Genomic DNA, 20,548 nt, shown 5'->3' with positions numbered 1-20,548 from the left:
GATGGACAAAGTTGTAACCTTTTATTCCCAGATTGCGTCTAGAGGTAAATAAAAGCAAGGGGGTATTTTCTTGTATAGACATAAAAAAGGGATATTTGCATTTATTTCAATTGTTTCTCTGGTTATTCTGCTTGTTGGATGCGCTTCCTCAGAAGGGGATACGAGCAGCTCTAAAAACTCGGCTTCTGAACAGATGTTATCAACAACAGCTTCTAGAAACGTAGAAACTGAGATGAGCTATACCTTGAATGACAATGCTGCTAAAGCAGAAGAGGCTCCAGCTGAGGGATCGGGCGAGAGCAAAGCATCTGGCGGGGGAATTGATGCTCAGCTGGCAATTGGCACGGATGGATTCAACCAGAAAATTATTTATACCGCTAATTTAAGTATGCAGGTGGACGATTTAGCTTCTGCAGCAACCTCGCTGCGCAATGCCATTCATCAAAGCGGCGGTTATCTTTTGCAATTTCAAGATACGAAGCACGAGGGGGAAATTGGATCAAGCTATACGATTAAAGTTCCAGCTGCAGGGTTTATGTCGTTCATTGATCGGATTGAGCAAATCAAACATAATGAATTTGAACGCAATATCGGCGGCAAGGACGTATCTGAGGAATATGTGGATCTTGAATCCAGGCTGAAAGCGAAGCAGCTTGTTGAAGCTAGACTGCTCACCATGATGGATAAAGCGACAAAGGCTGATGATCTGTTAAAGTTTTCACAGCAGCTCTCAAGTGTGCAGGAGGAAATTGAACGAATCAAAGGAAGAGTTCGCTATTTGGATAATAATGTAGCTTTCTCGACGGTGGAGCTGCGCCTGTACCAAACGAATCAAACACTAAAAAATAAAAGTATCGAAAAACCACATTTAGGTGGCAGGATGTCGGACGCGCTAGTTAACAGCACAAAAGTAGTTTGGGATGCCATCAATCTATTGTTAGTTATTTTAGCAGGTGCATTGCCTGTATTAGCTATATTGGCTGTTATTTCAATCCCAATCCTTTGGTTTTATCGAAGAAGGAAAGAGACGGCGCCGAAGCCATCCAAGCCTGAAGAAGAGCAGCCGCCAACGCTGTAATGATTAATAATCTTTAATAGTGTGAAATATTTTAGAAAATCCTGCTCACAGAGCAGGATTTTTATTTTAGGTGGCGAACTACTGTTACTAGGTGGGGAAAAGTGGGGCAAAGTGGTGGAAATAGGGGAAGGGGTGGTTCAAAGTCATGTTTATGGGTGAATATCAACATAGCATTGATGAGAAAGGCCGAATCATCATACCTTCGAAATTCCGCGAATCGCTTGGAGCCTCTTTTATTGCAACCCGTGGATTAGATAATTGCTTATTCGTATATCCCATGAGTGAGTGGACTGTTTTGGAGCAAAAGCTGAAAACATTGCCTCTTATGAAATCAGATGCGCGAGCATTTACCCGGTTTTTCTTTTCCGGAGCAACCGAATGTGAGCTGGATAAACAGGGAAGGGTAAATATACCTAGCCATCTTCGTGAATATGCGAAGCTGGACAAGGATTGCATGGTGCTCGGCGTTTCTAGTCGCGTGGAAATTTGGAGCAAGCAGACTTGGGACGGTTATTACGAACAATCCGAACAAACCTTTAACGAAATCGCCGAAAAGCTCGTTGATTTCGATTTCAACTTCTAGAATAGACAACAAGAATGGAGGGCTTAGGCGTGTTTCAGCATATTACAGTACTTTTAGAAGAAGCGGTTGACGGTTTGGCTATAAAGCCAGATGGCATCTACGTCGATTGTACGCTTGGGGGTGCAGGTCACAGCGAATTAATAGCCTCCCGGTTAGGCGAAGGAGGACGGTTGATCGCTTTCGATCAGGATGACTGGGCGCTGGAAAATGCTCGTGTTAGGCTTGCTCCTTATTTAGATAAGGTAACACTCGTAAGAAGCAACTTCCGCGATTTGGAGCAGGAGCTTAGAAATTGCAACGTTCCGATGCTGGATGGCGTTCCGCAAGTCGATGGCATATTGTTCGACCTTGGCGTATCCAGCCCGCAGCTAGACGAAGCCGAGCGCGGCTTCAGCTATAACCATGATGCCCCGCTCGACATGCGCATGGATCGCGAGGGTGATCTAACCGCTCATGAAATCGTCAATACTTGGGACGAGCGTGATATATCCCGCATTTTGGATCGTTACGGTGAAGAGAAGTTTGCTCGGTCCATCGCTAGAAATATTGTGAAGGCCCGAGAAAAGGCGCCTATTGAGAAGACTGGTGAATTAGCTGAATTGATAAAAATATCGATTCCTGCTGCAACTAGGCGCACAGGCGGGCATCCCGCAAAACGCTCCTTCCAAGCGCTTCGTATCGCAGTAAACGATGAGCTGGGAGCAGAAGAAGAAGCTTTGGAGCAAACGATTCGCTGTTTAGCCCCTGGCGGCAGAGCATCGGTGATCACTTTTCATTCGCTTGAAGATCGCATATGCAAGCAATTGTTTGCAAAGTTTGTGGAGAAATGTACATGCCCGCCCGATTTTCCGTTATGTGTATGTGGCAATGCTGGGAAAGTGAAATTAGTCAATCGTAAGCCGATCGTACCTTCAGAGAGAGAGCTAGAGCTCAACCCGCGTGCAAGGTCGGCCAAGCTTAGAGTTGCAGAAAAATTGTAAGAGGGGGATTTGAATTGGCGTATGTGAATGGCAATTTAGCGCTGCAGCCTAAGCGAAAGCAGGATCAGCAACCGGTTATCAAGGAAACGAAGCGGCTTGTTAAAACTCGTAAATCCTTACCGGTTCAGGAGAAGTTGTTGTATATGTTTACTGTATTAATGTGCGTTGTAGTTGCTGGTGTCATTATTTTACGCTACGCACAAATCTATGACATGAGCCTCGAAATTAAAAAGTTGAATAGCGAATACCAGACGATGAATGTAGAGATGGAAGACTTGAAGAAACAAGTAGAGATGCTCAGTGATTCAGAACGTATACGCAAGCTTGCAGAGACCCAAGGGATGGTTAGCTCTATTGAGAGTGGAATTACCGTAAATACTGGTGACGACGCGATAAAATCAGCAATGAGTGAATAGGGTGAGCGATGATGAAAAAAAGAATTAGATTGCGGACACTATTGTTTGGAGGGGTAATGACCCTCCTTTTTCTTGTTTTAATAAGCCGAATTTATATTGTGCAAGTAGTAGAAGGCGCCAAATGGTATGGACTTGCAAAAGAAAGATGGTCAACAGAAGAAAAGATGCTGGCCAAGCGGGGCACGATCGCCGATCGTAACGGGAGTGTTCTGGCAATGGATACGATCGCTTATAATGTGACGTTAAATCCGAAGCTGATTAACGATCAGGAACTTGCAGAAGAAATTATAAATGGCTTGCATGACATCCTTGGCACTTCTAAGGAAGAGCTCCGGAAAAATGTAACTGCCAAAAAAGAAGACGGGAATTACTTTGTATATCGGGAGGTGCGTAGCGGAGGCTGGCAAATTGACAAAGCACATGCCGATAAAATTAAACAGTTCCGTGAAGATTTAGCCAAAGAAAAGGAGGTATATAGCGTCGGCATCGATTTGCAAGAAAATTTAAAACGGTATTATCCTAAAAATTCTCTAGCTGCACAGCTTGTCGGTTATTTGGATAAAGAGGGAGTCGCCATGACTGGCGTTGAAGCTTCATTCAATGAGCAGCTCTCGGGTGAGGATGGCTATATCAAGTATGAGAAGGACGGTAAACGCGTTCAGCTCACGGAGGGTGAAGTAGACTACAAGCCAGCCAAAGATGGTCAATATGTACAGCTGACGATCGATAACGAAATTCAGCATTATGTGGAGGAAGCGCTGCAGGAAATTATGAAAACCTATTCTCCTAAGAGCGCTACAGCGATTGCGGCTGATCCAAATACGATGGAAATATTGGCGATGGCAAACATGCCGCAATATAATCCGAATGAATATTGGAAAAACAACTCGAACTCTTACAATCATGCGATTAAGTCTTTATATGAGCCCGGCTCAACCTTCAAAATTGTAACGCTGGCTTCAGCGGTTGAAGAAGGTTTGTTTAATCCAGATGAATTATACAAATCAGGTCAAATCAAACTGAAAGGTGTACCTAATCCAATCCGTGATATTAAGCGAGAGGGATGGGGAACCATATCATTTTTGGATGGCTTGAAATATTCAAGTAACGTTGCCTTCGTCAAGCTTGGTTATGAGAGACTAGGGGAACAGAAGCTGAGAGAATATTACACGAATTTTGGATTTGGGCAAAAAACAGGCATTAAGCTTGGGAATGAGCTAAGCGGTACGATTAACTTTAAATACCCGAGTGAGATTGCGAATGCTACCTTTGGACAAGGGGTAGTTACGGTTACGCCTATACAACAGGTTGCAGCAGTCGCGGCAGTAGCTAACGGCGGAAAGCTGCTTCAACCACAAATCGTAAAAAGCATGACAGATCCGTCGACCAAAACGACGACGACTTTCGAACCGAAGATGGTTCGCCAAGTGATCTCAGAGGAAACCTCTAAAAAAGTCGGTGAGTATTTGGAGCAGGTTGTATCGGATCAGGATAAAGGCTCCGGTAAAAACGCTTATATCGAGGGTTACCGTGTAGCAGGTAAAACAGGAACCGCTCAAAAGGTTACTACGGTAAATGGTAAAAGCGGCTATTCCGACTCCAAATATGTTGTTTCGTTTATTGGCTATGCGCCGGTTGATAATCCGAAAATCGTCGTTTATGTTGTCGTAGATGAGCCGAATACTACTTTTGCTTCAGGAGGAAAGATCGCTGCTCCAGCTTTTAAACAAATCGTTCTCAAAAGCTTGCGTAAAATGGGAGTAGCTCCTAACTATCCGGCTGGTTCTGCAAACTCGAAGAAGGAAGCGACAATAACGGTTCCAGATTTAACAGAGTTTAAAGTTCAACAAGCGAAAGCGGAATTAAAAGCAAAAGCCATGACATTTGATTTAATCGGAAACGGTAAAACCGTGCTGCAGCAAATACCTGCTCCAGGTTCAGCCGTACATCCGACACAGCGAATATATTTAATAACGGAGCAGCGTGAAAAGCTGGCTATTCCTGATTTGACAGGGGTTTCGCTGCGGGATGCTCTCGAATTAACCTCTCTTATCGGCATTCGACTCATTCCGGAGGGGCAAGGATTTGTTGTTTCTCAGAAGGAAGAGACTTTGAATAAAGTAAGAGTGCTGAAAGTTGTACTTGCTCCTCCGACAGGCAAAGAAGGCCAATCCGGCAATGCGGAAACAAACCCTGATGCGGCAGAAGGCGGCGATAAGGGGAGTGAGGCTGGAAAAGAAGATGAAGCTGGCACGAACGGAGGAACCTCCGGAGGCCAGACAACTTCAAATGGGGATCAGGCTGCTAATTCCAATACAGGCAGTAATGGGAACGCTGCTCCTGAGTGATCCATATACCGAATTTTCAAGGAACTAATACGATGTTGCTTAAAGCTTGTTCTATCGTCCGCTTGTCCCGAATAATCTGGGAATGAGCGCAATTGAGCGCTCCTTTCGAAACGGTCAAGCGGAGGGGGAACAAGCGATGAAGGTATCTAATGTAACGGTTAGACGACGTTTATTTATCGTGCTCATACTTGCTGGGGTGTCATTCCTAGCATTATGTGTGAGACTTAGCTTTGTACAACTATGGCAAGGTGAGCAGCTGGCGGATAAAGCAGAGGATTCATGGAGACGCAACATCCCCTATGTAGCCAAACGAGGCGAAATCGTTGATCGCAACGGTATTCAGCTCGCCTACAATGTAAGCTCACCTACCGTGTATGCGATTCCTGTCCAGATCAAGGATCAACAGGCAGCAGCAGCAGCGCTTGCCCCTTTGCTCGACATGTCGCAAGAAACGCTCTATAAAAAAATTAAAACACGAGCGTTGATCGTTAAGCTAGGCCCAGGCGGGAGAAAAATTACGATTGATAAAGCTGAACAAATACGTGAGCTAGGTCTTGATGGCATCGTTGTAGCTGAAGACAACAAACGATTTTATCCCTTCGGCAGTTTAGCGGCGCATGTGCTAGGTTTTACGGGGATCGACAATCAAGGCTTAACCGGTGTAGAAGCAAAATATAATACAGAGTTAAGCGGTATCGGAGGCAGCGTATCCTTCTTGTCAGATGCAGCGGGCAGACAAATGCCTAATTCTTCGGACACCTACGTGGAACCTAAGGACGGGCTTACGATGCAGCTTACGATCGATAAGCAAATTCAGACGGTTATGGAACGTGAGCTTGATCAAGCGATGACGAATTTACAGCCTAATGGTATAATCGCGATTGCGATGGATCCGAACAACGGTGAAATTTTAGGCATGGCGAGCAGACCTACCTACGAGCCAGACAAGTATCGAGAGGTTCCAACTGAGGTTTATAATCGAAATCTTCCTATTTGGATGACATACGAGCCAGGCTCTACCTTTAAAATAATTACGCTTGCTGCAGCCCTTGAGGAAAAAAAGGTTGATTTGAAAAACGAACGTTTTTTTGATCCAGGCGCTATTGAGGTGGGGGGTGCTAGACTTCGCTGCTGGAAAAAGGGCGGACATGGCAGTCAGACTTTCCTTGAGGTTGTTGAAAACTCCTGTAACCCCGGGTTTGTAACGCTTGGTCAGAGGCTGGGCAAGGACAAACTATTTGATTACATTAAGAACTTTGGCTTCGGGACGAAGACGGGCATCGATATTGGCGGCGAAGAAAATGGGATCTTATTCAAGCTTAGTCAGGTCGGTCCGGTGGAACTTGCCACTACGGCTTTTGGCCAAGGGGTCTCCGTTACACCAATTCAGCAAATAACGGCTGTTTCCGCAGCAATTAACGGCGGAACGCTGTATAAACCCCATGTAGCAAAAGCATGGATAAACCCGGAGACGGGAGCGACCGTAGAAACGGTAGAATCGGTTGCGGTTAGAAAGGTTATTTCGGAGGAAACGTCCAAGCAGGTGCGTGAAGCGCTTGAGAGCGTCGTAGCCAAAGGAACAGGCCGCAATGCCTTTATTGACGGGTATCGCGTAGGCGGCAAGACGGGTACTGCTCAAAAGGTTATTAACGGACGTTATTCCCCTAATGAGCATATTGTATCTTTTGTTGGCTTTGCTCCAGCAGATGATCCGAAGATCGTCATTTATGTAGCGGTTGATAATCCGCAAGGGATTCAGTTCGGCGGAGTCGTTGCAGCGCCGATCGTTCGCAATATGCTGGAGGATGCGCTCACCATTCTGGAAGTTCCGGCTCGTGAGAAGCAGATCGACCGTATTTATAAGTATGGAGAAACACCTATTGTTACAGTTCCGAACTTGATTGGCAAGACGGTATCGGATTTGTATGAGGATATGAATATGAATTTCAATCTGACTTCCGCAGGTTCTGGGAAAACGGTCATACGCCAAGCTCCAGCTGCTGGAACCCGTGTAGATCGCGGATCAACGATTCGGATCTATTTGGGCGAAGAAGATAATATATCCCACTCGCATTGACTATAATGGTAGTTAACGAGGGTGCAGCAGGCGGGGAAGTTTGTCCGCCGGCGCTTAAGGGAGGAGCTGGGCAGATGCGATTAAAGGATGTTGCGGAATTGCTTATAGCCTCACGGCTAGTAGGCGATGGGGAAACGGAACTGACTGGCATTGAGACGGATTCACGAAGCGTAATTGAAGGGCAATTGTTTATTTGCTTGAGAGGCCACACCGTTGATGGTCACGCGTTTGCTTCGGAGGCAGTTGCCGCCGGAGCAGCAGCGCTAATAGCGGAACGAAAGCTGGACCTGTTGGTGCCCCAAATTATTGTAAGAGATTGCCGCCTTGCCATGGCTGTAATTGCTAATTATTATTATAGACAGCCTAGTCAAACCCTGAAGCTTATCGGTGTAACGGGGACGAATGGCAAGACGACAACAACTTATTTGATAGAGCAAATTCTAAATGACCAGAGTAAGCCTACCGGCGTGATTGGTACGATTGAACGTCGATATGCGGGAAAATCGTTCCCTATGACCAGTACGACGCCTCAAACATTGCAGCTTCAAAGCTATCTCGGGGAGATGCGTGATGCGGGCACGCAATATTGTGCAATTGAAGTGTCCTCCCATGCTCTCGAGCAAGGACGGGTGAAGGGCTGCAGATTCCGAACTGCAGTATTTACTAATTTGACGCAGGACCACTTGGATTATCATGAAACGATGAGTCGATACGCTGCGGTAAAGGGATTGTTCTTCTCGCGACTTGGCAATGTGTATGCATCTGCGGAAAACGAAAGATCTTATGCGGTTCTTAATGCAGACGATGCTTTATCTGCAGAATATGCCGAGCTCACAGCGGCAGAGGTTATCACTTATGCAATTGATAAAGAGGCAGACGTTCGGGCAACGAATATTCGAATAACTGCACAGGGTACGACCTTTCATGTTGACACATTCAGAGGCGAGCAGGACATCACATTGCAAATGGCTGGGAAGTTCAACGTATACAACGCGCTTGCCGCTATAAGCGCTGTACTTCTTGAAGGCGTGGAACTAGAGGCGATTGCACACAGTTTAAGCAAAATTCCCGGCGTTCCCGGACGGGTTGAAGCGGTTAATGCGGGACAGGATTTTGCTGTAATTGTAGATTATGCTCACACACCTGATGGGCTTGAAAATGTACTCAGAGCTATTCAACAATTTGCAGAAAATCGAATTATATGTGTATTTGGCTGCGGCGGTGACCGTGATCGCTCCAAGCGGCCGCTAATGGGGAATATTGCAGTGAAATACGCGGATTACGCAATCATAACATCGGATAACCCACGTTCGGAGCCGCCTGATTCCATATTAAAGGATATTGAAGCTGGATTAATAAGCAGCAGAATTGATCCTTCATTTTATAAATTAATCGTTGATCGCAAGGAAGCAATTGAAAAAGCGGTTGAAATGGCAAGCCTCGGCGATGTAGTATTGATTGCGGGGAAAGGTCATGAAACCTACCAAGATATTAACGGAGTCAAATATCCATTTGACGATCGAAAAGTAGCGAAAGCAGCGATAAGGGGAATCATACAGTGATTAAACGTACTATTAAACAAATTGCCGAAATGAGCGGCGCTAGATGGAATGGAAATCATGCAGAGCTTAACATAACAGGAGTAACAACTGACTCGCGGCAAGCTGCTGCGGGCCAGTTGTTCGTTCCGATCGTAGGCGAGCATTTTGACGGGCATGCCTATTTGGAGCAAGCTATTGCAAATGGAGCGGTTGCTGCGCTTTGGCAGAAAGGCCGCGAGGTTCCAGCATCTCTTGAGGGAGTGCCGCTTCTTATTGTTGGGGATACGCTGGTTGCATTGCAGCGCCTTGCAACAGCTTATCGCAGTGAACTTGTCACTCGTGTTGTTGGCATTACAGGCAGCAATGGCAAAACAACGACAAAGGATATGGCAGCTGCTATTCTCGGCACAACTTATAAAGTGCATAAGACTGAAGGCAATTTGAACAATCACATCGGCTTGCCTCTGACGGTGCTGAGGCTTGAAGAGGACACGGAAGTAGCCGTGCTCGAGATGGGAATGAGCGGCTTCGGCGAGATCGAGCTGCTGACGAAGATCGCACAGCCTGATGCCGCTATTATTACAAATATCGGCGACGCGCATATGCTCCAGCTTGGCTCAAGAGCCGGTATTGCGAAGGCGAAGCTTGAAATAGCGCTCGGGCTCAGCGAGGATGGTTTACTGCTATACAATGGCGATGAACCACTTCTGGAAGCAGAGCTTGAGCGTTCAATACTTCCAGCAGGCATCGTACGCCGTACATTTGGGTTATCGATGCAAAATGAATGGTCAGCATCTGGCATCAGCATTGAATCGGAAGCGACGACCTTTACTGCTATTTATAATGGAACTGCCAGTGGCCTCGGAACTGTTCGAATTCCTGTCCCAGGGCAGCATAATGTCAGCAATGCGCTCGCTGCAATAGCGATTGGCCGCTTCTTCGGAGTTCCAGCTGCAAAAATTGTTGAAGGTCTAAGCCATCTTAAGCTGACAGGCATGCGCATTCAGCCAGTTCGCGCGTTTAATGGCACTATGTTATTGAACGATGCTTATAATGCCAATCCGACTGCCGTTCGCGCGGCGATTGATCTGGTAGAGCAACTAGACGGCTATAGCCGCAAATGGATCGTGCTAGGCGATATGTTAGAGCTCGGGCCAGAGGAGCAGACGCTTCATTTTGAAGTAGGTGCATATATAACGCCAAGCAAGGCGGATGCGGTTCTTACCTTCGGACCTTTGGCAAAACATATTGCTGAGGGCGTGAAGTCGCAATTCCCTAACGCAGGCGCGAATGATGTGATTAAACATTTCGAAGATAAAAATGAGCTGACGCAATGGCTGAGGGAGCAAATGCAGCCAACGGACATCGTGCTCATAAAAGGTTCACGCGGCATGCAGATGGAACAGATTGTCCAAGCATTGGAAGTGGGGTGAGGAAATGGATATGATGGTCATTTTATTTTCGATTGGCGCTTCATTCCTGCTAGCGGTTCTACTCGGACCATTGTTCATTCCAGTGCTCCGCCGCTTAAAGTTTGGGCAGCAGATTCGTATGGAAGGTCCGCAAAGCCATTTGAAAAAAAGCGGTACGCCAACGATGGGCGGCATTATCATTATGGTTGCTCTAATGATCGCGTTCCTGAAGTTTTCTGATAAAACGGCTGAATTTTGGGTGCTGCTGACCGCATCACTTGGATTTGGTCTTGTCGGCTTTTTGGATGATTACATCAAAATTGTATTTAAACGTTCTTTGGGGCTAACGGCAAGACAAAAGCTTTTTGGTCAACTTCTATTTTCTATAATCGTGTGTGCAATGCTCTATAATATGGGGCACAGCACCGAAATATCAGTGCCTGGTACAGGCTGGGGAATTGATTTAGGCTGGTTTTACTATCCGCTTGTCGTCATCATTCTTTTTGCAGCAAGCAATTCAGTTAATTTCACCGATGGTCTTGACGGTTTGCTGGCTGGGACGAGTGCCATCGCATTTGGTGCCTTTACTGTAGTTGCTTTACAAACGTCAGCTCATGAATCAGCAGTATTCTCTGCAGCTATGGTAGGCGCTGTTTTAGGTTTTCTAGTATTCAACGCACATCCAGCAAAAGTGTTTATGGGAGATATGGGCTCGCTAGGAATAGGAGGCGGTATTGCAGCAGTCGCTATTTTGACCAAAACGGAGCTGCTCCTTATCGTAATCGGCGGTGTTTTTGTACTTGAGATGCTTTCTGTTATATTACAGGTAGGCTCCTTCAAGCTTAGAGGGAAGCGTATTTTCAAAATGAGTCCCATTCACCATCATTTTGAGCTCGTTGGTTGGTCCGAATGGAAGGTTGTTACTGTGTTTTGGTTTGTAGGCATCGTGTTTGCAGCAATTGGTTTACTATTTGTTATACTATAGAAATAAAGCTTACGAAAAAGCGGCTTTTATTTGATTAAGAGCCGCTTTATGCATACATAGAAGGGACTGTCAGTTATGAATCATCCGGCATCTTATGAAGGCCGCCGAGTTGTCGTCTTAGGCTTGGCTAGAAGCGGGGTAAGCGTCGCAAAAGTATTTCATCAATTAGGCGCAGAAGTTGTAGTGAACGACATGAAGGAACGTGAATTATGCCCCGAAGCGGACGAATTGACTGCTTTGGGCATTTCTGTGCTATGCGGTTATCATCCAGATGACCTAATTACAGAAGAAACAGCGCTCCTTATCAAAAACCCTGGTATCCCATATACGTCTACTCCAGTGCAGAGGGCAGAGGAGCTTGGCGTTGAGGTCATTACGGAGGTAGAAGCTGCTTATTGGCTTTCTCCTGCACCGATAATAGGCATTACAGGCTCAAACGGCAAAACAACAACGACGACTTGGATCGGCGAAATATTAAGCGCAGCTGGCTTGAATCCCATCGTGGCAGGCAATATCGGTCGCCCTCTATGCGAAGCAGCCTTGGAAGCGACGCCCGATCAATGGATCGTTGCTGAGCTAAGCAGCTTTCAATTGAAAGGAACAAGCGAGTTCCGTCCGCATATTGCTCTCTTGCTTAACATTGCAGAGACGCATTTGGATTATCACGGCGATATGGATGACTACGTCAATTCAAAAGCAAAACTTTTTGATAACCAAACGGAAGATGATGTTGCTGTCGTCAACTGGGATGACCCGGAATGCCGCGCGCTTTCGGAGTTTCTTATCGCACAGCTGCTGCCTTTCTCTATATATGAGCGACTGGATGCGGGCATTTACATTGATCCGCCATATGAGCGGGACAACGGAGACGCACAAAATGATGAAGCCGCTGTGGATAGACAAATTGTATTCCGCCAGTCTGAGGACTCGGAAATTAACATTTTGCCCGTTTCAGAGCTAGGCATACCAGGCCGCCACAACGCCGCTAACGCGCTTGCTGCCATTGCGGCGTGTTTGGCTGCTGGAGTTGCACCAGAGCGTCTTGTAGAACCGCTGCAGTTGTTTAGAGGCGTGGAGCACCGCCTGGAGTTCGTCCGTGAAGTGAATGGTGTCAAATATTATAATGATTCGAAAGCGACAAACCCGGTTGCAACGATGATGTCCGTTCGCTCGTTATCCGCACCGATCGTTCTAGTGGCTGGAGGACTTGACCGCGGCTCTGACTATATGGAGCTTGTACCTTTATTCCGCGACCGCTTAAAGGGGCTTGTTGCTTTAGGCGAAACGAGAGAAAAGCTCTCCCGTGTAGCAGAGCTGGCAGGTTTAGCTAAGGTGGAAATCGTCGAACCTAGTGAGGACGCCGAGTCCGTCCTTCAGCAAGCGGTGAAACAAGCTGCAGCTATCGCAGAGCCTGGTGATATCGTTTTGTTGTCGCCTGCATGCGCAAGCTGGGATATGTTTACATCGTATGAGCAAAGAGGGCGCATTTTTAAAGATTCGGCGCATACCTTGTAAGTAGGGGGCATGTCCCTACTTTCCCATGCTAAGAGGTGTGTTCGCTATGGCCAAAGCGCGTTCTGCCCCGGATATTTGGATGCTGACTGCAATTGGGCTCATTCTCGCTATCGGGTTGATTATGGTGTACAGCGCTAGCGCAGTGCTTGCTTTTCATGAATTCGGTGATCGTTTTTACTATGTAAAGCGTCAGGTGCTATTTGCTGGACTCGGTATAGGCGCGTTGTTGTTTACGATGAATACGCATTATACGGTTTGGAAAAAGTGGGCGCCAATGGCTTTATTGGTTTGCTTCGGCCTTCTTCTGCTCGTGCTGATCCCTGGTGTCGGCGTCGTTCGCGGCGGCGCACGCAGCTGGCTTGGCATTAGCTCCTTCGGTATTCAGCCTTCTGAATTTATGAAGCTGGCGATGATATTATTTTTAGCAAAATGGCTCTCTGAGAAGCAGCAAACGATTACGCAGTTCACAAAAGGGCTTATGCCGCCGCTAGGGCTTGTTGGACTAGCCTTCGGACTTATAATGCTGCAGCCTGATCTAGGTACAGGAGCGGTGATGGTTGGCGCTTCTTTAATTCTGATTTTTACAGCTGGCGCTAGATTATCTCATTTAGGCGGCTTGGCGCTCATCGGTGTCGCAGGTTTTGTTGGCCTTATCATCGCTGCGCCATATCGATTAAAGCGAATAACGAATTTTCTTGATCCATGGGCAGACCCGCTCGGAGGCGGCTATCAAATTATTCAATCCTTATATGCGATCGGACCAGGTGGACTCGTTGGGCTCGGTCTAGGTATGAGCCGACAGAAGTTCAGTTATTTGCCAGAGCCTCAAACCGATTTTATATTCTCGATTTTAGCGGAAGAGCTTGGCTTCATCGGCGGAGTTACTCTTATACTATTATTTCTAGTTGTTATCTGGCGGGGGATACGCGCTGCTATTGCAGCTACGGATACATTCGGGAGCTTGCTGGCAGTTGGCATCACAGGCATTATCGGTGTACAAGTATTGATTAATATTGGTGTCGTCATTGGCATGATGCCCGTTACGGGAATTACGCTTCCGCTTGTTAGCTATGGGGGTTCATCCCTAACGCTTCTCTTAACTGCACTGGGGATTTTGTTGAACATATCTCGTTATTCGAGGTGAGGCTTCATGCCTAGGGCAATAACCAGCAGATGCTTAGTAGAAAAAAACAATAAACGTCCGGCTTGGATAGCTGCAGGTTGCATTAACAGCAGCTGCAACTATCCAAGCCGGATATTGTTGTTTACAGGAAAATTTGCACCTTTAATATGATGAGATATTGAATACACTTTTTTTTGAAAGAAACAGTCAATTCGCTAAAGCGGCAACCAGCTTTGAGTACTGCTCTGCTGCACATACCAATCAGTGAGCCAGTTGGCTCGATATAGGCCATTGTCACACAAGAGCCTATATGGGCATAAGATACACTATATTCGTGACCGTCACCCGAAAGGAGCGGTGATTACAACAGAAAAACCGGCAGCAGCGATTCAGGCTGCTGAAGGGGAATTTCTTTTTCTTCTTACACAGCCCGGCATGTGCTTGCGGAGTAGGTTTTGCTGCGTAAAACCTTTGGGAGGTTCAACAAATGGAAGCTTTTAAAGCGGAATTGGAACAAGCTAATCTTGGCGAAGTTTTGTACAACGAACCGCTATCGAACTATACAACCTGGAAGATCGGCGGTCTCGCTGATATTTTAATCCTCCCTAGCAGCAAAGATGAATTGGTATCGGCGGTACGTTTGGTGCAAAAACATCAAATACCCTGGACTAATTTAGGCAGAGGCTCGAACATGCTGGTAAGTGATAAAGGGATTCGCGGCGTTGTAATAAAACCGCACAGAGGGTTCGATTACTTGCGTTTTGAAGGATCGACAGCAATAGCCGGTGCTTCATATTCTTTAATTAAGCTATCAGTCATGGCTGGGAAACAAGGTCTGACCGGACTTGAATTCGCGGGGGGAATCCCAGGTACGGTAGGCGGAGCCGTTTATATGAATGCTGGCGCGCATGGATCAGATGTGTCACGTATTTTTAAGTCAGCTGATATTGTACTGGAAACAGGAGAATTGGTTCGCTACGATCGTGAGGCTATGAACTTCGCTTACCGACATTCCATACTTCACGAGCAAAAAGGCATTGTCATTGAAGCCGCCTTTGAGCTGGCAGAAGGGGATAGGCAGGAAGTACTCGCTAGGATGGCCTCCTACAAAGAGAGACGATTGAGAACGCAGCCTTTGCAGCTTGCCTGTGCAGGCAGCGTATTTCGCAATCCGCCTAATGATTATGCCGCTAGACTCATTCAAGAGGCTGGATTAAAGGGTGAAAGCCTCGGAGGAGCGCAAGTATCGAAGCAGCACGCCAATTTTATTGTGAATACCGGTCAAGCAACAGCTGAAGACGTTCTCGCCCTCATGACTCATATAAAAAGCACTGTTCAGGACCGCTATGGCATCCTGTTGGTGCCGGAAGTATTGGTGGTGGGTGAGCGGTAATTCGGAGGTGATACATTGGACAAATTGGTGATTGAAGGTGGGAAACCTCTCTCAGGAACCATAGTTATCCAAGGAGCGAAAAATGCCGCTTTGCCGATTCTGGCTGCCAGTCTATTGGCCGAAGGCACAACAACGATAGATCATGTGCCTGATTTGCTAGATATCGATGTCATGCTGAACATTTTGCGCGAATTAGGATGCCGCGCCGAGCATGCGGGAGGAACTGTGGTGCTGGACACTGAGACTGCACATACATCCCACGTGCCGGAATCGTTAATGAGACAGATGCGATCTTCTATTTTTTTAATGGGGCCTTTGCTTGCTAGATTTGGGGAAACTCAGGTTTATCAACCAGGTGGATGTGCAATCGGTGAGCGGAAAATTGATCTTCATTTAGAAGGTCTTCAGGCTCTGGGTGCAGAAATAGAAGAATTGGGTAACCGGATCATATGCCGTGCCGAGAAACTAAGGGGAGCGGATATTCACTTAAGCTTTCCAAGTGTCGGCGCAACAGAAAATATTATGATGGCCGCTGCTTTGGCAGAAGGCCGAACCACAATAAGCAATGCTGCAAGGGAACCGGAAATTCAAGACTTGCAAGGCTTTTTAAATGCAATGGGCGCTAAAATAATGGGAGCCGGAACCGACACGATAACGATAGATGGGGTACAGTCGCTAACACCTTGTCGTTATAAAGTGATTCCGGATCGTATTGTAGCAGGGACCATCATGGTAGCCGCCGCTGCAACACGCGGTCAAGTCACGCTCCAAAATACGCAGCCAGCCCATTTATCTTCCTTGATTCATGTTCTGCGCCGGGCAGGTGTTCAAATTGTTGTCGACGATGATATAATTAAAGTTGGCAGTGCAACAAGGCCTAGAGCGGTTGAAAGAATCGTAACCTCTCCATACCCGGCTTTTCCTACCGATTTGCAGTCTCAGGTTATGGTGCTGCTTACGCTTGCAGATGGTGTGAGCATATTGAAAGAAACGATTTTTGAAGGCAGATTAAAGCATGTGGATGAACTGTCACGTATGGGTGCAGACATTCGCGTAGACATGAATGCGGCATTCATTCGCGGCGTGCCAAGGCTTTATGGAGCGACGGTGGAAGCAACGGATTTGAGAGCGGGTGCCGCCCTTGTCATAGCTGGTTTAGCAGCGCAAGGAAGGACGGTCGTTGAGCAAATTCATCACATCGATCGAGGCTACGAAAAAATCGAAACGATGCTGTCTAGGCTGGGTGCGCGGATTTCGCGTTATTCGCCAGTGCCTAATAACTAATACTATGCGCATGAGCTGCAAGATAGAAACAGCCGGTACCCTTTTGATGCTAAGCGAAGGCTGACGCGGAGAGGTTAACCGGATGTTTTTTGGGGAAAGAAGGGACAAGTTATGAGTGCACAGATGCCAGTACTTAAGGAACCACCGAAAAAAAGAATGGGCAATCGGAAGCTGTTGACCATACTTATATTATTGTTTGTGGCGCTTTTGGCTGTATTATTTTTTAATTCCTCTATTAGCAAAATATCAGAAATCCAAATTGAAGGAACTAGATTCGTAACGAGAGAAGAAATAGGCAAGGCAGCTGCTATTTTGGTTGGCGATGCTTTTTTTCGAACTTCGTCTTCTACTATAGAAGATAGAATTGTCACATTGCCACAAATTAAAGGGGCTAAGGTTACGAAGGTATTTCCAGGTGTGGTGAAGATTCATGTAGAGGAGTTTCCAGTTGTTGCATTCGAGCTATCCAAGCAAGGGGAAATGACAGCGTTATTGACAAATGGAACGACAGTTGAGGCTGACAGCGATGAAATGCAGCTTGTGGACAAGCCTGTATTGTCAGGCTGGACAGATGGAGATCCCGTAAAAGCACAGCTCACGAAGCAGCTTGCAAAAATATCGACGAAGCAGCTCTCCGACCTGTCTGAGATTTTACCATTTCCGTCAACCGCTTATCCCGATCGGATTCTGATGTACACTCGCACAAAATTTGAAGTGGTAACAGCGGTGTCGGTTCTTCCAGAGAAGATTGAAGCGTTGAATGCAGTAATCGAGACCCAAGAGCCAGGTAAGATCACGATGCTTCTGGCGGATACATATGTGCCTTTCGTAAGTGAAAGTCCAGAAAATATAGATTCTGAGTAAAATTATACTACTCAATAGTCTGAAAGAATGGTAGAATTTTATTTATGCATTAATACTCGATTAAGCTGGATAAACATAGGAAATATAGAGAATCGCAAGGGGCGGTGCTCGACACAAAGCGAGAAACATCGAAAAATTTGTTGAAAAAAGAGGGAAAATAATAAAAGCGTTGAATATGTAGGAAGACCTTAACATGTGGTAAAATAATTAATTATTTGAAACGGAGGTGCCGCAAGATGAGCAGCAACGACATCATCGTCAGTTTGGACATCGGTACATCCAAAGTTCGTGCTATTATTGGTGAAGTGAATAATGGAGCCATTAATATTATTGGAGTTGGATCTGCCGACTCAGAGGGTATTCGCAAAGGAGCAATAGTAGATATTGACCAGACTGTGCAATCGATCCGTAATGCCGTAGAGCATGCGGAGCGCATGGTAGGCATTCAAATATCAGACGTATATGTTGGTATTCAAGGCAATCATATTGCTTTGCAAACCAATAGAGGCGTCGTTGCAGTATCCAATGAGGACCGTGAAATTGGTGAAGAAGATATTGAACGAGTATTACAAGCTGCTAAAGTAGTGGCGCTCCCTCCAGAGCGTGAAATCATTAACTTGGTTCCAAAGCAGTATCTAGTAGACGGCTTGGAAGGTATTTCCGATCCGCGCGGTATGATTGGCGTTCGCCTTGAGGTTGAGGCGACGATCGTCACGGGGACGAAGACTGCTATACATAACCTTATGCGTTGTGTAGAGAAAGCAGGCCTTCGTATTTCTGGTGTCATTTTGTTATCACTCGCTTCAGGCGTGGTTTCGCTCACCAAAGATGAGAAATCGATAGGGACTGTTCTTACAGACATAGGAGCAGGATCATGTACGATTGCCATTTATGATCAAGGCGGCCTAGCTGCTACGTCAACGCTTCCAATTGGTGGCGAATATGTAACAAATGATATAGCTTATGGTTTGCGCACGCAAAGTGAGCAAGCTGAGAAAATCAAACTTAAATATGGCTGTTCTAATGTATTGGATGCAGCTGAAGATGTGAAGTTTAAAGTAGCACGAATGGGCAGCAATGTGGAAAAAGAGTTTTCACAGGTTGATCTTGCTAGTATTATTGAGCCTCGCATGCAAGAGATTTTCCATTTAGTTCGACAAGAGGTACGTCGACTTGGTTATGGAGACAAGGTTAACGGTTATGTGTTGACCGGTGGCACTGTATCGATGCCAGGAACACTCGCTTTGGCCCAGGCAGAGCTTGAGTCTTCCGTCCGAATTGCACTCCCTGATTATATTGGTGTAAGAGACCCGGCGTATAGCAGCGGCGTTGGCATGATTCAATATGTGTCAAAATATATGGGAGCTCGCGGAACTGGAGCAGTGAAGAAAACGGCAAGCCGCAAAGCAAGTCCAACACCTTCTACTAAACCCGGTATGTTCGAGCGGATTAAAAGTATGTTTAATGAATTTATTTGAGGATTTAAGATAATATAAGTTTCACCTTATATACGATACTTATATTTTACTGCGAAACGTTGCTGTGCCGTCTCATAGATGTTATCAGCAGTTTACGCTTGACTGGGGGAAAATGAAAGATGTTGGAATTCGACTTTGAGCTTGAGCAGCTTGCTCAAATAAAAGTAATAGGTGTTGGCGGTGGCGGTAGCAATGCCGTTAACCGAATGATAGAAAATGGTGTTAAAGGCGTGGAGTTTATTACGGTAAACACCGACGCTCAGGCGCTGCATTTGGCTAAATCCGAGCATAAGCTGCAAATCGGCGATAAGCTGACGCGTGGACTTGGTGCGGGTGCCAATCCTGATGTAGGCAGCAAGGCTGCAGAGGAATCTCGCGAAATTATTATGAACCAGCTTAAAGGCTCGGACATGGTATTCGTGACAGCAGGAATGGGCGGCGGTACGGGAACGGGAGCAGCTCCGGTTATTGCCGAAATCGCTCGCGAATGCGGCGCACTCACTGTAGGGGTTGTTACTCGGCCTTTTACCTTTGAAGGACGCAAGCGTGCTGGACAAGCTGAGCTTGGGATTGAAGCACTTAAAGAAAAAGTAGATACGCTTATCGTCATTCCTAATGACCGTTTGCTTGAGATTGTAGACAAAAAGACACCAATGCTGGAAGCTTTCCGTGAAGCGGATAACGTGCTCCGTCAAGCCGTTCAAGGCATCTCAGACCTTATTCAAGTACCAGGCCTAATCAACCTTGACTTTGCAGACGTAAAAACGATTATGACAGAACGCGGCTCCGCATTGATGGGTATCGGTATTGCTACGGGCGAGAACCGTGCTGCTGAAGCAGCGAGAAAAGCGATTATGAGCCCGCTGCTTGAAACGTCAATTGACGGCGCTCGCGGCGTTATTATGAACATTACTGGCGGCAGCAATCTTTCACTCTATGAAGTGAATGAGGCAGCTGAAATTGTCATTTCAGCATCTGATCCAGATGTGAACATGATCTTTGGTGCGATCATCGATGAAGATCTGAAGGACGAAATTAAAGTAACCGTTATAGCAACGGGCTTCGAGCACAAGTCACCAGCTGCGCGTCGTGTTCCACAACAGCAGCCAGAAGCGGTTGATACAAGGCAACAGGGCAGCTCCAATGCAGTTAAGCCTTTTGGAGCTAACAACACTTCAAGCGACCAGCTTGAAATTCCAGCATTTTTGCGCAATCGCCCTCGCAACGATCGCTAAAACTTTTTGTACTAAGCCTCGCCATTATGGTGAGGTTTTTTTTATTTTTTTGATTGTAAGTTGATTGAGAAAAGGGGAGAAGCAGCTGTTAGCACGCATATGCACTTACAGCATGAAAGTAACCATGGTTAGCTGCCAATAAGCACCTATATGTTCTTACAACCAATGCTTGGCGAATGAGCAAGCTAGAGAAGCCGCTGTAAGAACACATAGGTTCTTACAGCATGAAAGAAGCC

16 protein-coding genes are annotated in these 20,548 nt (G+C 46.3%); all 16 read left to right on the top strand.

Annotated features, from left to right (window positions below; genetic code table 11):
* Positions 1-70: 70 nt before the first annotated feature.
* The 16 genes from AB4Z45_RS12895 (at position 71) to ftsZ (ending at position 20,312) form a co-directional block, all read left to right on the top strand.
* Complete coding sequence (locus AB4Z45_RS12895) at positions 71-1,078, top strand: DUF4349 domain-containing protein (RefSeq protein ID WP_441909683.1); 1,008 nt, start codon at positions 71-73, stop codon at positions 1,076-1,078.
* Positions 1,079-1,223: 145 nt separating this feature from the next.
* Entirely contained in the window at positions 1,224-1,661 is a 438-nt protein-coding gene (mraZ, locus tag AB4Z45_RS12890; RefSeq protein WP_076268151.1) for a division/cell wall cluster transcriptional repressor MraZ, read from the top strand.
* A 29-nt stretch (positions 1,662-1,690) separates the two neighbouring features.
* On the top strand, positions 1,691-2,641 hold the full coding sequence (gene rsmH, locus AB4Z45_RS12885) for a 16S rRNA (cytosine(1402)-N(4))-methyltransferase RsmH (protein WP_179089802.1): 951 nt from the start codon (positions 1,691-1,693) through the stop codon (positions 2,639-2,641).
* Between the two features lie 23 nt (positions 2,642-2,664).
* Entirely contained in the window at positions 2,665-3,057 is a 393-nt protein-coding gene (gene ftsL, locus AB4Z45_RS12880) for a cell division protein FtsL (protein WP_256710903.1), read from the top strand.
* A 56-nt stretch (positions 3,058-3,113) separates the two neighbouring features.
* Positions 3,114-5,405 carry a penicillin-binding transpeptidase domain-containing protein gene (locus AB4Z45_RS12875; RefSeq protein WP_441909681.1) on the top strand — a complete coding sequence of 764 codons (2,292 nt, stop codon included), beginning with the start codon at positions 3,114-3,116 and terminating at the stop codon, positions 5,403-5,405.
* Between the two features lie 136 nt (positions 5,406-5,541).
* The gene (locus AB4Z45_RS12870; protein ID WP_339208717.1) at positions 5,542-7,482 is read left to right on the top strand and encodes a stage V sporulation protein D; all 1,941 of its coding nucleotides are present in this window, start codon (positions 5,542-5,544) and stop codon (positions 7,480-7,482) included.
* Positions 7,483-7,556: 74 nt separating this feature from the next.
* Complete coding sequence (locus tag AB4Z45_RS12865) at positions 7,557-9,044, top strand: UDP-N-acetylmuramoyl-L-alanyl-D-glutamate--2,6-diaminopimelate ligase (RefSeq protein ID WP_441909680.1); 1,488 nt, start codon at positions 7,557-7,559, stop codon at positions 9,042-9,044.
* On the top strand, positions 9,041-10,456 hold the full coding sequence (locus AB4Z45_RS12860; RefSeq protein ID WP_441909678.1) for a UDP-N-acetylmuramoyl-tripeptide--D-alanyl-D-alanine ligase: 1,416 nt from the start codon (positions 9,041-9,043) through the stop codon (positions 10,454-10,456). The genes AB4Z45_RS12865 and AB4Z45_RS12860 overlap by 4 nt, the downstream gene beginning before the upstream one ends.
* A gap of 4 nt (positions 10,457-10,460) precedes the next feature.
* Positions 10,461-11,420, top strand: coding sequence for a phospho-N-acetylmuramoyl-pentapeptide-transferase (gene mraY / locus AB4Z45_RS12855; RefSeq protein ID WP_076268158.1), 960 nt, complete (start codon positions 10,461-10,463; stop codon positions 11,418-11,420).
* 75 nt (positions 11,421-11,495) lie between these two features.
* The gene (gene murD / locus AB4Z45_RS12850) at positions 11,496-12,935 is read left to right on the top strand and encodes a UDP-N-acetylmuramoyl-L-alanine--D-glutamate ligase (RefSeq protein WP_339208719.1); all 1,440 of its coding nucleotides are present in this window, start codon (positions 11,496-11,498) and stop codon (positions 12,933-12,935) included.
* A 46-nt stretch (positions 12,936-12,981) separates the two neighbouring features.
* On the top strand, positions 12,982-14,079 hold the full coding sequence (gene spoVE / locus AB4Z45_RS12845) for a stage V sporulation protein E (protein WP_076268160.1): 1,098 nt from the start codon (positions 12,982-12,984) through the stop codon (positions 14,077-14,079).
* Positions 14,080-14,545: 466 nt separating this feature from the next.
* Positions 14,546-15,451 (top strand): UDP-N-acetylmuramate dehydrogenase, encoded by a 906-nt coding sequence (gene murB / locus AB4Z45_RS12840; protein ID WP_441909674.1) that lies wholly within the window; start codon positions 14,546-14,548, stop codon positions 15,449-15,451.
* A gap of 15 nt (positions 15,452-15,466) precedes the next feature.
* Positions 15,467-16,735 (top strand): UDP-N-acetylglucosamine 1-carboxyvinyltransferase, encoded by a 1,269-nt coding sequence (gene murA / locus AB4Z45_RS12835; RefSeq protein ID WP_441909672.1) that lies wholly within the window; start codon positions 15,467-15,469, stop codon positions 16,733-16,735.
* Between the two features lie 111 nt (positions 16,736-16,846).
* Complete coding sequence (locus AB4Z45_RS12830) at positions 16,847-17,599, top strand: cell division protein FtsQ/DivIB (RefSeq protein WP_441909670.1); 753 nt, start codon at positions 16,847-16,849, stop codon at positions 17,597-17,599.
* Between the two features lie 236 nt (positions 17,600-17,835).
* Positions 17,836-19,077, top strand: a complete 1,242-nt coding sequence (ftsA, locus tag AB4Z45_RS12825; protein ID WP_339208723.1) for a cell division protein FtsA — start codon at positions 17,836-17,838, stop codon at positions 19,075-19,077.
* A gap of 119 nt (positions 19,078-19,196) precedes the next feature.
* Entirely contained in the window at positions 19,197-20,312 is a 1,116-nt protein-coding gene (gene ftsZ / locus AB4Z45_RS12820; protein WP_441882996.1) for a cell division protein FtsZ, read from the top strand.
* Positions 20,313-20,548: the final 236 nt, after the last annotated feature.

This window comes from Paenibacillus sp. MCAF9 (assembly GCF_052114265.1).
Classification (GTDB): Bacteria; Bacillota; Bacilli; order Paenibacillales; family Paenibacillaceae; genus Pristimantibacillus.
This window is presented reverse-complemented; position numbering and strand designations above follow the sequence as displayed.

Coding starts and splice junctions, on each gene's coding strand:
- mraZ (WP_076268151.1), top strand. CDS start 1,224: ATGTTTATGGGTGAATATCAACATAGCATTGATGAGAAAGGCCGAATC.
- AB4Z45_RS12875 (WP_441909681.1), top strand. CDS start 3,114: ATGACCCTCCTTTTTCTTGTTTTAATAAGCCGAATTTATATTGTGCAA.
- spoVE (WP_076268160.1), top strand. CDS start 12,982: ATGGCCAAAGCGCGTTCTGCCCCGGATATTTGGATGCTGACTGCAATT.
- mraY (WP_076268158.1), top strand. CDS start 10,461: ATGGATATGATGGTCATTTTATTTTCGATTGGCGCTTCATTCCTGCTA.
- ftsA (WP_339208723.1), top strand. CDS start 17,836: ATGAGCAGCAACGACATCATCGTCAGTTTGGACATCGGTACATCCAAA.
- murD (WP_339208719.1), top strand. CDS start 11,496: ATGAATCATCCGGCATCTTATGAAGGCCGCCGAGTTGTCGTCTTAGGC.
- AB4Z45_RS12830 (WP_441909670.1), top strand. CDS start 16,847: ATGAGTGCACAGATGCCAGTACTTAAGGAACCACCGAAAAAAAGAATG.
- AB4Z45_RS12870 (WP_339208717.1), top strand. CDS start 5,542: ATGAAGGTATCTAATGTAACGGTTAGACGACGTTTATTTATCGTGCTC.
- ftsZ (WP_441882996.1), top strand. CDS start 19,197: ATGTTGGAATTCGACTTTGAGCTTGAGCAGCTTGCTCAAATAAAAGTA.
- murB (WP_441909674.1), top strand. CDS start 14,546: ATGGAAGCTTTTAAAGCGGAATTGGAACAAGCTAATCTTGGCGAAGTT.
- AB4Z45_RS12865 (WP_441909680.1), top strand. CDS start 7,557: ATGCGATTAAAGGATGTTGCGGAATTGCTTATAGCCTCACGGCTAGTA.